10 protein-coding genes are annotated in these 11,024 nt (G+C 59.1%); 1 reads left to right on the forward strand and 9 read right to left on the reverse strand.

Features of this window, described 5'->3' with window-relative positions:
- The first annotated feature begins 17 nt into the window (after window positions 1–17).
- Entirely contained in the window at window positions 18–884 is an 867-nt protein-coding gene (locus tag GHN92_RS03075; protein WP_095000363.1) for an ABC transporter permease, read from the forward strand.
- Between the two features lie 91 nt (window positions 885–975).
- Here the strand turns inward: GHN92_RS03075 and GHN92_RS03080 are convergent, their stop codons facing one another.
- The 9 genes from GHN92_RS03080 to GHN92_RS03120 form a co-directional block, all read right to left on the reverse strand.
- Window positions 976–1,596 (reverse strand): TetR/AcrR family transcriptional regulator, encoded by a 621-nt coding sequence (locus GHN92_RS03080; protein WP_095020006.1) that lies wholly within the window; start codon window positions 1,594–1,596, stop codon window positions 976–978.
- A gap of 55 nt (window positions 1,597–1,651) precedes the next feature.
- The gene (locus GHN92_RS03085) at window positions 1,652–2,749 is read right to left on the reverse strand and encodes an endonuclease/exonuclease/phosphatase family protein (protein WP_153326203.1); all 1,098 of its coding nucleotides are present in this window, start codon (window positions 2,747–2,749) and stop codon (window positions 1,652–1,654) included.
- Window positions 2,750–2,813: 64 nt separating this feature from the next.
- On the reverse strand, window positions 2,814–4,073 hold the full coding sequence (locus GHN92_RS03090; protein WP_095020004.1) for a NupC/NupG family nucleoside CNT transporter: 1,260 nt from the start codon (window positions 4,071–4,073) through the stop codon (window positions 2,814–2,816).
- Window positions 4,074–4,114: 41 nt separating this feature from the next.
- A complete protein-coding gene (locus GHN92_RS03095; protein WP_153326205.1) occupies window positions 4,115–4,531 on the reverse strand; it encodes a cytidine deaminase in 417 nt (138 codons plus the stop codon).
- Window positions 4,528–6,261: a bifunctional UDP-sugar hydrolase/5'-nucleotidase gene (locus GHN92_RS03100; RefSeq protein ID WP_153379349.1), complete on the reverse strand. Its 1,734-nt coding sequence runs from the start codon at window positions 6,259–6,261 to the stop codon at window positions 4,528–4,530. Before GHN92_RS03100 ends, GHN92_RS03095 begins: the two co-directional genes overlap by 4 nt.
- A gap of 19 nt (window positions 6,262–6,280) precedes the next feature.
- Window positions 6,281–6,928 (reverse strand): MotA/TolQ/ExbB proton channel family protein, encoded by a 648-nt coding sequence (locus GHN92_RS03105; RefSeq protein WP_095000357.1) that lies wholly within the window; start codon window positions 6,926–6,928, stop codon window positions 6,281–6,283.
- A gap of 65 nt (window positions 6,929–6,993) precedes the next feature.
- Window positions 6,994–9,234, reverse strand: coding sequence for a TonB-dependent receptor (locus GHN92_RS03110; RefSeq protein WP_153379351.1), 2,241 nt, complete (start codon window positions 9,232–9,234; stop codon window positions 6,994–6,996).
- A 44-nt stretch (window positions 9,235–9,278) separates the two neighbouring features.
- Window positions 9,279–10,037 (reverse strand): energy transducer TonB, encoded by a 759-nt coding sequence (locus GHN92_RS03115; protein WP_095000355.1) that lies wholly within the window; start codon window positions 10,035–10,037, stop codon window positions 9,279–9,281.
- A 3-nt stretch (window positions 10,038–10,040) separates the two neighbouring features.
- Window positions 10,041–10,448 (reverse strand): biopolymer transporter ExbD, encoded by a 408-nt coding sequence (locus tag GHN92_RS03120; RefSeq protein WP_153326211.1) that lies wholly within the window; start codon window positions 10,446–10,448, stop codon window positions 10,041–10,043.
- Between the last annotated feature and the right edge of the window lie 576 nt (window positions 10,449–11,024).

Below are 11,024 nucleotides of genomic sequence, written 5' to 3' on the forward strand. Positions count from 1 at the left end.
CTGTGGAGGATTGTCCGATGAATCAATCATCATCTGTACGCCAGGAATATGAAGTGGTCCTGGAGCCGCTGCTAAGTGTGCCGCTGGAGCGCCAATTGCCGTTGAGCCAGCGTCTGTGGCAGCAGGGCTGGTTACGTAAAAGTCTGATCCTGATTGTGCTGGCTGTGCTTTGGCAACTGGTGGCGCGCTATCAGGACAACGACCTGCTGCTGCCGACGTTTTTGCAAACAGCCAGTGCGCTGTATGACGGCCTGATCAGCGGCGAGTTGCTGAGCAAGGTGGGTATTTCCCTGGTGGTACTGCTCAAGGGCTATCTGATCGGCATCGTGCTGGCGTTTGCCCTGACCACGCTGGCGGTTTCGACTCAGTTGGGCCGTGATCTGCTGAGTACCCTGACTTCGATGTTCAACCCGCTGCCGGCGATTGCCCTGTTGCCGCTGGCGCTGCTGTGGTTCGGCCTGGGGCAGAACAGCCTGATTTTCGTGCTGGTGCATTCGGTGCTCTGGGCCCTGGCCCTGAACACCTATGCCGGGTTTCTCGGGGTGTCGGAGACCCTGCGCATGGCCGGGCGCAATTACGGGCTGAAGGGAATTCGCTTTGTGCTGTTTATTCTTATTCCGGCGGCGCTGCCTTCGATCCTTGCCGGTCTGAAAATCGGCTGGGCCTTTGCCTGGCGCACGCTGATCGCCGCCGAGCTGGTGTTTGGTGCCACCAGCGGCAAGGGCGGCCTGGGCTGGTATATCTTCCAGAACCGCAACGAGCTGTACACCGACAAGGTGTTCGCCGGGCTGGCGGTGGTGATTCTGATCGGCCTGCTGGTGGAGAACCTGGTGTTCGATACCCTGGAGCGCGTCACGGTCAAGCGCTGGGGCATGCAACGCTGACCAGCAAAACCGAGTGGGAGCGAGCCTGCTCGCGAACGACCTTCGCGAGCAGGCTCGCTCCCACAGGAGGGCCTGATCGTCAACCGAGTTTCTACAGGCTCAGCCCCACCCCGCGCAATATTACCGAGGTGATGGTCTGTACCGCCTGATGGTATTGCTGGTCGGACAGCGGCTGATGGCCGTTGAGTGCGCAGACCTGATAGTCGAAGTCGGCATAGTGCTGGGTCGAGGCCCAGATCATGTACAACAACGCTGAAGGCTCCACCGGGTTGATGCGTTTTTCGTCCACCCACTGGCGTATTTTCTGCTCCATGAGTTTGGCACCCTTGGCCATATGCTCATCGAGCATGTCCTGGAACATCGGTGCACCACGCATGATTTCGTTGGCCCACAGTTTGGAGCCGTGGGGACGGGTGCGTGAATGGTTCATCTTTTCCATGATGTAGCTGGTGAGCACCACCCGCGGGTCGTCGAACTTTTCGAAACAGGCACCTTCCAGCCCCCAGGTGTCCAGCAGGTTGACCAGAACTTCGCGGTACAGCTCGTCCTTGGTGGAAAAGTAGTAGTGCAGGTTGGAGCGCGGCAGTGCGGCTTGCAGGGCGATATCGGCCATCTTGGTCCCGGCATAGCCTTGTTCGGCGAAGACTTTCTCTGCGGCCAAAAGGATTTTTTCGACGTTTTTGCGGCGGATCTTTACTTTCGGGTTGCTCATCGAGTACCTGATTTATCACGACAGGAGAGGGCTGCGGCTGACGACACAGCATAGGTCAATTGCCAGGGGGCGCTGTGCGGAAAATCTCGGCGTACAACGGCCAGTGATCCGATACGCCCTGGGCATGACGGGCGCCATCGAAGCGTGCCGGGGTGCCCCAGCGGTTGACCTGATAAGGGCTGCTGTACACCAGGCGAATGCTCTGCGGATCAACCTGCCAGCCATTGAAACCGCTGGCAGCGGTCATCTGTGGCGGGAACAGAAGCATGTCGAAGAACGACCACTCGCGTTTGCTGTGGTAGTAGTAACTGCCTTTGCAGCCCGCGCAGCCGATGAACTGGGACACCGCCCAGGTGCTGGCCAGGTCTTTGGCGATATAGCCGTGCTGCTGTTCTTCGCCGGCATTGATATTGAAGTCGCCGCCGACAATGGGCAGCACATCGTCCGGCAGTTCGCGCTTGAGCCGGGCCAGGTAGGCGACGGCCTGCTGGCGCAGGTAGCCCGGCGCACCGCCTGAGGGCAGGTGCAGGGAGAAAATCGCCGCTTTCTGGCCATCAGGCAACAACAGGCGAACTTCGAGAATGCCCCGGGTTTTGCTCACCCGTGCCGGGTCATCATTCCCCAGCGCCTGGTAGGGCACTGGATGCAGGCGGGCGGTGTCCCATTGAGGCAAACGGCTGAGTACTGCGGTGTCGATACCGCGCTCGTCCCAGCCCTCGATCAGTACGCGGGTCTGGTAGCCGGACGTGTTCAGGCGGGCATTGAGTTGCTCGACAACCTTGATGTTCTCAACTTCGTTGAGCATCAGGATATCCGGCCCGCGGCCTTGATTGATCTGTTTGATCATGGCGCTGAGGCGCTTGAGTTTTTCATCGAGCAAAGTCGGGGTCCAGTCGTTTTCTTCACACTCCTTGCGCCACGCCGGGACCTGGATTTTTGCGCAGCTGGCCAGGTACTCCGGGTGCGCGCGCTTGACGCTCAAGGGCAGGTAGGCGAAGTCGTCCTTGCCGTTGTCGTGCTCGGTGTCGAACAGGTTTTCGACGTTCCAGGTCATTAGCGAGACCCGGCCAGCTTCAGGCTCGACATGATTGGCGCAGGCGGTCAGCAGCAGGGTGCAGACGACGATCAGTAAATGGGTACGCAGCAGTTTCATTGGCAGTCTATCCAGGCATAAAGGTCTGTGAGGGGGGATGCAGGCTTGTTTATGGGGGCGGGCTTCACAGGGAAATAAACACCCCCGCCAACGCAGCACTCATCAGATTGGACAGGGTTCCGGCAATTACTGCGCGCAGGCCCAGGCGGGCGATATCCTGACGCCGCGAGGGCGCCATGACGCCCAGGCTGCCGAGCAGGATGCCGATCGACGACAGGTTGGCAAAACCGCACAGGGCAAAGGTGACGATCACCTGGGTGGGCCCCGACAGTACCTGGATGCCTTTGGCAGCGGCTTGGACCGGGTCAAGATAGGCCGCGAAATCGACATAGGCGACGAACTCGTTGAGCACCAGTTTTTCGCCGATAAAACTGCCTGCCGTCATGGCCTCGCTCCACGGTACGCCGAGGACAAAAGCCAGTGGCGCAAACACATGGCCAAGAATCAGTTGCAGGCTCAGGTGGGCAAAACCGAACCAGTTGCCCACCCAGCCCAGGATGCCGTTGAGCATGGCTATCAGGGCAATAAAGGCCAGCAGCATCGCGCCCACATTAAGGGCCAGTTGCAGGCCGTTACTGACCCCCAGTGCGGCGGCGTCGATGACATTCGCCGGTTTATCGTCGGGGTATACCTCGATGTCACTGAAGTTGTCGCGCGGTTCAGCGGTTTGCGGCTCCATCAGCTTGGCCATCAGCAAACCGCCGGGGGCAGCCATAAAACTGGCAGCAATCAGGTATTTAAGCTCCACGCCCAGGCTGGCATAGCCGATCAGCACCGAACCTGCGACCGAAGCCATGCCGCCGACCATCACCGCGAACAGTTCAGAGCGGGTCATACCGTCCAGAAACGGGCGCACCACAATGGGCGCTTCGGACTGGCTGACAAAAATATTCGCCGTGGCCGACATCGACTCGGTACGGCTGGTGCCCAGCACCCGCTGCAAGCCGCCGCCAATCACGCGGATCACCACACTCATGATGCCCAGGTAGTAAAGGATGGCGATAAAGCTGCTGAAAAACACAATCAGCGGCAGCACCTTGATCGCAAAAACAAAGCCCTGGCTGCCAAACACTTCGCTCATTTTGCTACCTGCCAGAGGGCCGAAGACAAAGCTGATGCCTTCATTGCCATAGTCTTGCAGCAGGGCAACCGAATCGCTGATCGCAGCCAGCGTTGCCTGGCCCCATGGCACATAGAGGGCGAAGGCACCCAGGCCTGCCTGCAATACAAATGCCCCGACTACGGTCTGCAACTTGATTGCCCGGCGGTTGCTGGACAGCAGCACCGCCAGGAGAATCAATACCACCACTCCAACGAAACTCATTGACCAGATTCCCGTATGTCACGCATCAAGATCGCACCGGTTCAGAAACCGAAGGCACCGGGCAGCAATTGCTCGACCGTCCACTCGCGGGCCGCCGCCGCTTCGTGGCCGACGCAATACACCACGCAGTGAGGGCTCATCAGATCGTGCATGACCTGACGGCAGGCGCCGCACGGGGAGATCAGCGCCACGTTCGGGGCATACACCAGCATCGCCTTGAAGCTGGCAGGTGCATGGCCCTGGGCAATGGCGCTGAACAGGGCGCCGCGTTCGGCACAGTTGGTCAGGCCGTATGAGGCGTTCTCGACGTTGCAGCCGCGAATGATCCGGTCATCGGCGGTGAGCAGCGCCGCACCCACCGGGAAGTTCGAGTGCGGGCACCAGGCTGCCCGGGCTGCGGCGATCGCTTCAGGTAACAGGCGCTCGTACTGCGCCTGAGCTTCGGGGCTGCGGTTCATGGGGCGTTGCTCGCGGTGACGTCAGCCAGGGTCTGGGCAACTTTTTCAATCCGTTGTTGTGGCGTGCTTGCTCCCGCTGGCTGCCCGGCGCGGTCCTGGGCTTGCAGATAATCGACCAGTGCCTGGAGATCGTTGAGGCCGGTATCCACCCGCTGGCTGGCTTGGTTGAGTACGCTGAAGTTGTCACCGCCCCCGGCCATAAACGAGTTGACCGTGATCCGGTAGGTCTGCTCGGGTAGCACCGGTTTGCCATCGATTTTCAGGCTGTCGGCGATGATCCGCTGGCCCTGGGGCCTGCTGGCATCCCAGCGATAGCTGAGGGTGGCCGATGGCTGCAGGGGATAAAAACCGAAGCCGTTGTTCTGCCATTGCTGCTCCAGCAATTGCTTGAGCTGGGCACCGCTGAGGGTAAGGATGTTCAGGGTGTTGTTGAACGGTTGCACGGAGGCTACCTGGCCATAGCTCAGGTGCTGCTGGCCGGGTTCGAGCATCAGGTCGGTGCGGATGCCGCCCAGGTTGGTCAGTGCCACCTGTGCACCCAGCGCGCGGGTGGCGTGCAGTTGTGCATCGGCGATCAGGTCGCCCATGGCCGATTCTCCAGCGTCGTTGAGGGTGCGGTTGATTTCGCGGGTGGCGATACGGGCCACGGGTTTGTTCAGGTGTTCGTTGCTGCGCGCTTCAATATCGGCCTGCAGCGCGGCAATTTCTGGCAGCGGCGTGTAGCGCGCGGGGTCAACCACGATGTTTTGTGCCTTAGCATCGAGCAGTTGGTGGTTGACCGGGTCCACGGTGAGGGTGATATGGGTCAGCAGGCGGCCGAACGAGCTGCCCTGGGTGATCAGCTTGTCGCCCAGGCGGCACAGGTAGCCCTGGTGGGTGTGAGCGGTGACCACCACTTTGATTTGCGGGTCCAGACGCCTGGCCACATCGACGATATCGCCCTTGAGCTGGCTGCAATCCTGCTGGTCGAAGCGTTCGGTGGTTTCACCGCCCTGGTGGATCACCGCGACCACGGCATCCACCCCTTGTTTGCGCAGTTCGGGCAGTTGCGCGTTGATCGCCTCGGCCTCGTCAATGGTGTACAGACCGTCCATGCTCTGCTGGCTTACATAGGCCGGGAGGTCGCGCAACACCGCGCCGACAAAGGCGATTTTGGCGCCGTTGGCCTGCTCGATACGGTAAGCAGGCAGCAGTGGTTTGCCGGTTTGCGCGTCGATCAGGTTGGCCGCCATATAGGGGAAGCGCGTGCCGCTGTAGTTGTTGTCAAACTGGCAGGCCTTGTCCGGTCGCGGCGACACGCAGCCGCCATTGATCTGGCGTTGCAACTCCAGTTTGCCCAGATCCAGTTCATGGTTGCCAACCACACTGAACTTGAGCCCCAGTTCGCCGAGGGCTTCGAGCGTCGGCTCATCGGCCCACATCGAAGACATCGGCGGGCTGCCGCCGATCATGTCGCCCGCACCAATCAACAGCAGTTGCGGGTCCTGTTTGCGCAGTTCGCCAACCACGCCGCTCAGGGCGTTGATACCCCCCGCCTTGAGCGACACTTTGCCAGCCGGTGCCGTGGCATCGGTGTAGGTGAACGGGGTGGCGGCCATATTGCCGTGAAAATCGTTGATCGCGGCAATATTGATAGCGACCGGCTTGATCGGTTGCTGGCAGGCGGCCAGCACCAATGCTGCCGGGATGACCATACTGGCACTGCGCAGACGCGAGAGAAGATTCGACATGCAAGCTCCTTGGTGCCGGTCAGGCGGTACGTGGCTGGCCAGCAGTGGCGGCGGCAGGTGCTGACGAGGTGACGTATTGCGTGCCCAGGCCTGCGCGCAGCAAAAGCATCTTGAGGTGGTCGTTGATCAGTTCAAGGCGATCTTGCAGATGGCTATTGAAGACCATGCCCACCAGCGCGATGGAGATCCCCAGTGCGGTGGCATACAGCGCCGTACCGATGCCACGGGACACTTCGCCCGGGTCGGAAACACCGGCCTCGGCCAGTGCCTTGAAGGTGTCGATGATGCCCATGATGGTGCCGAGCAGGCCCAGCAGCGGCGCACCGGCGACCACGGCTTCGAGGATCCACAGGCTGTGGGACAGCTTGCCGCGCATGGAGATGTAAATGGCCTGGCCTAGGTCTTCAAGCTCCTGGTGCGAATGCAGTTGGCGACGGCCGTCGTAGATCTGCGAGAGCAGTTGCAGGGGCAGGCTGTCGCGCGCGGTCAGCCCGGCAGGCAGGTCGGCGATGCTGCGGACTTTGCCATTGACCGCAGGCACCAGCTGACGCGCCTTGCGCAGCGAGTAGCTGAAGAAGATGCAGCGTTCGACGACCACAAAAGCGGCCAGGGCTGCGGCGCCGTACATGACGTAGAAGGTGATGTCGTGGAGCAGATTCATGTTCATTCGGGGTGTCCTCTAAATACGTTCATGACCCGGGCCTGTCGTGCTGGCAGGCCCGGGTGCGGGGGTCAGAAGCTGGCTTCGAAAGAGACCATGGCAGTGCGTTCTTCACCGACGTTGTAGTAAGGCGTGGCGGCGCTGACGCCGTTGACCGGTGCAGCGTTGAGCACCACGGTGCGCGCCGATGACAGGTACTCCTTGTCAAACACGTTGAGCATCGAAACGCGAATGGCCGCCGACTTGAGGATCTTCTTGTCCACCGGCAGGCGCACCCCGGCGTTGATATCGAAGGTGGTACGCCCGGAGATTTCCTGGTCGTTGGTCAGGTCGCCGTAGTAGCTGCCCACATACTTGGCGGCCACGTTGCCGTAGTAGCGCTTGTTGTCGTAACCCAGGCTGGCGTTGAGCATGTTTTTCGGCACGTTGGCCAGTTGCTTGCCGGAGGTGGGCAGTTCCTTGTTGCGTGTGGTCACGTCATCCTGCTGCTCGGCGCTGGTATAGGTGTAAGAGGTGTAGTAGTTGAAGTTGTAGGGCAGCAGGCCGCTCCACTCCAGTTCCAGACCCTTGTTGACCACGCTGCCGACGTTGAGCATTTCGTAGTCACCGTCCGCATTGGTGGTCGACAGCTGACGATCCTTGTACGAGATATGGAACAGGGTGGCGCTCAGCAGCATGTCGTCCTGGGTGAAACGCCAACCCAGTTCCTGGTTCCAGCTCAGTTCCGGGGCCAGGCTGATGGAGTCGCCGGCGTTGTAAAGCACGTAGTTGGGCGGCGTACGCATATTGCGGGTGACGTTGTAGAACGCCTGGTGCTGCTCGTTGATCTGGTAGCGCGCACTGAAGTTGGGCAAAAACTCGTGGTACCTGGCATCACGCTTCTCGGGGGCGCTGTACAGGCTGCCGAGGTTGTTGCCATCGCGTTCGACGTACTGGTAGGCAATGCCGCCGGTGAGGGTCAGGTCAGGGGTGACCGTCCACACGTCCTGGGCCCAGATTTTCTGTGCCGGGGTGACGGTGTACTGGTGACGGCCCTGTACCGTGGCGCCATTTTTGTCGGTGAGCTGGTTGCCACTGTTGTAGTCGCCCCAGATATCATCCGGCGTACCGTTTTCGGTGATGCTGATAAAAGGCTGGGTCTGGCGCTGGCGGGCACGTTCATACCAGTAACCGACATCGATGCTGTGGGCTTCGTTGAAGTCCCATTTCAGTTTGGTGGTCACGCCAGGGCGCCAGCTCTCGGTCCATGATGGGCGGTAGTAGGTGTCGTAGGCCAGTCCGCTGAGGTCAAAGTTGCCGGCCTTGTCGCTGGTCGAAGACAGCCCGGTCGCCGATTGGCCGCTGAAGCTGCCGCCATTGGACCAGAAGTAGTAGGGTGCGATGGTCAGCGCCAGGTCGTCACGCAACTGAAAGCGCTGGGTCAGGGTGGCTGATGCGTTTTCAAACGGGTTGCGGTTGATCTTGTAGTACTGGGTCAACTTGCCGCTGCTGTTGTAGATCGGGATTTCGGCATAATCGAGGCCACGGCCCGACTTCTGAAACTGTGCCTTGCTCAGGGTGTTGTAGTTGTAGTTTTCCTGGGTGCTGTATTTGAAGATGGCATTGGTCGAGTTGCCATTGCCATCTTCGAACAAGGTGTTCCACTCAACCCTGTCGGCGCGTACGGTGCCCTTGCCGCGCCACTTTTCGCCTTCGGTATGGGACGCCGAGACAAAGGTTTTAAAACCATTCAAATCGCCGGTGTTAATCCGCGCGAATGATTTGTTCAAACTGTTGGAACCGACCGACTGTTTGACATAGACGCCGAAGTCCTTGGTCGGGCGCATGGTCACCAGGCCAATGTTGCCGCCACTGGAGCCGATATGCGGGCCGTCGATTTCCGAAGAACCTTGGGTAACGAAGACCTCACCGAGGTTTTCCGGGTCGCCGAGCAGGTTGGCATACACCGCATAGTCCCCGGAATCGTTGATCGGGATACCGTCCGAGGAGACGCCGACCTGGTCGGAGTTCATCCCGCGCATGGTGAAACTGGTGCCGCTTACCCCTGATGCGTCGGTGCTGGAAACGTTGATGCCGGGGGTGTACTTGAGCTTGTCGATGGCGTTGGCAGTCGGTGCCATTTCGTCCATCGCTTCCTTGGTTACGGTCGAACGGCCTTTGGCGCTGTCTTCTTCGACCATAAGCCCATTACCCAGACTCTGTCCGGTGACATTAACCTTGCCTATATCAACGGTATCTTCTGCGAGCGTTGATAACGTCCAGCCGCCAACCCCAACGGCCAGTAGCGTTGCGAATAAAGTATTGAGTTTCAAAACAGTTTCCCCTAAGCGTAAGTGTCAGAGCTGACGTGCTTTAGTTATGGCTCTGTGTTGTATACAAGCGTGGCGCTGAAACGGTATTTATCCTTGCCCGAGAAACTTTCCTCGGGGAAGGGCACAACTTTATCGAGGCGTTGCAAGCTGGTTTGTGCGGCGCGATTGAGCAGCATGTTGGTCGCCTTCTTTTCAATGCCCGAGTCGAGCACCTTGCCGCTACGGTCAACCAGCAACCACACCACCACATTGCCTTGCGGGCGTTGCAGTGAAGCCTCGCGGCCTCGCGGGTATTGCTTGTATTTCTCCAGCTCCGCCAGCAGCCGGGCGATATAGCGGCTCTCCAGGTCTGCCGGGTTGGCGCGCGGGGCCTGGGCAATCGGTCTGGCTGGCGCTACAGGGGGGGCCGTAGCGGGTGCAGGCGTGGGCGCTTGCAGCACAGGCTGAGGCTGAGGCCTGGATGGTGTCGGTACGGCCTTGACCACCTGCGGCTTGGGCTTGGGTGGCGGCGGCCTGGGAGCTGGCGGTTTGGGTTTGGGTGGTGGGGGAGGCGCGATTTCCACGGCTTCGACCACTTCCTCCTCCGGTGGTGGCAACTCGGCGACTTGCTCGGGCTCCGGTTCAGGCTCGGGAGGGGGAGGCAGCAGTTCATCCAGATCTATCAGGGCCACTTCGACGCTGCTGTCGTCGTATTTGGGCGTGATTTTCAGGTCCGTGTCCATGCTGCTATGGACGGCCACCGCCAGCAGGCAGATGGCCGGCAAACAGGCGATGGCTTTGCGTGATTTGAAAAAAACCGACATGGCCTACAGCTTCCGCGTCGCAATGGAGACAGACGAGAAGCCGCTGCCCTTGAGCACATCCATCACGCTGACCAGACGCGCCACCTCAACACCTGCATCGCTGTTGAGGATGATCACCATCTTTTCTTCAGGGTTTTCCATGGCCTTGAGTTGAGCCACCAGATCGCTCTGGTTCAGATCCTTGCCATCCAGTTGCAGGCGCTCGTCCAGGCCCAGGGTGATGACCGCCTTGTTTTGCGGCTTGAGCTGCTGCGCATGAGCGGCACCTGGCAACTGGGTCTTGATGCCGAGTGCGGGTATCACGTTGAGACTGATCAATACAAAAAACACCAGCAGGAACATCATCACGTCGATCATCGGGATGATTTCGATATGCAGACGCTTTTTCTTGGGTTCTTCCCAGCTTCGCATTGCGTGTACTCCAATCCACAGAGGGGATCAAAAAGCTGAACATCCGTTCAGGTTTTCACTTGCGGTTTGCCAGGACGCAGAAGAAATGCCCAGAACCTGTCTCAAGTGACAGGTTGCAAAGGTAGAGGGGGGCTGTTTCATTTTGATTTCAGATTTTGTGTATTTTTTTGTTTTTTTTAATATCGAAACTAAACTGATTTTTGTGGTTAAAAGTGCCGTCTTTTCAGGATTTTGCAGGCATTTGCTTGAAATAGTATTTCGTTGCAGGGTGGCCAGGATAAATTTTTATAAACTTGACAGGCCTGTCAGCTTATAGATTTGGCATCAGGAATCATTCGCCATAACGCTGTTTTTCCACGGTTTTGGCTGTGCAGATGTCAAAGTGCTACTAATCTATTGTTGTTATGCAAAGGCATTGGCATGATGATATTAATCTGAAGTGCCGGCTGTTGAGATCAAGGGTTTAGGGATGCTCCGATCAACTTGCTGCGCGGCGGCGGCAAGTCGTAATTTGCACGGCACGCAGCGCTATTTGCTCAAAACGACCTGATGCAGTGTTCATCGAGGGCGTTTTTC

Source organism: Pseudomonas sp. FSL R10-2964, assembly GCF_009600035.1.
GTDB lineage: Bacteria > Pseudomonadota > Gammaproteobacteria > Pseudomonadales > Pseudomonadaceae > Aquipseudomonas > Aquipseudomonas bubulae.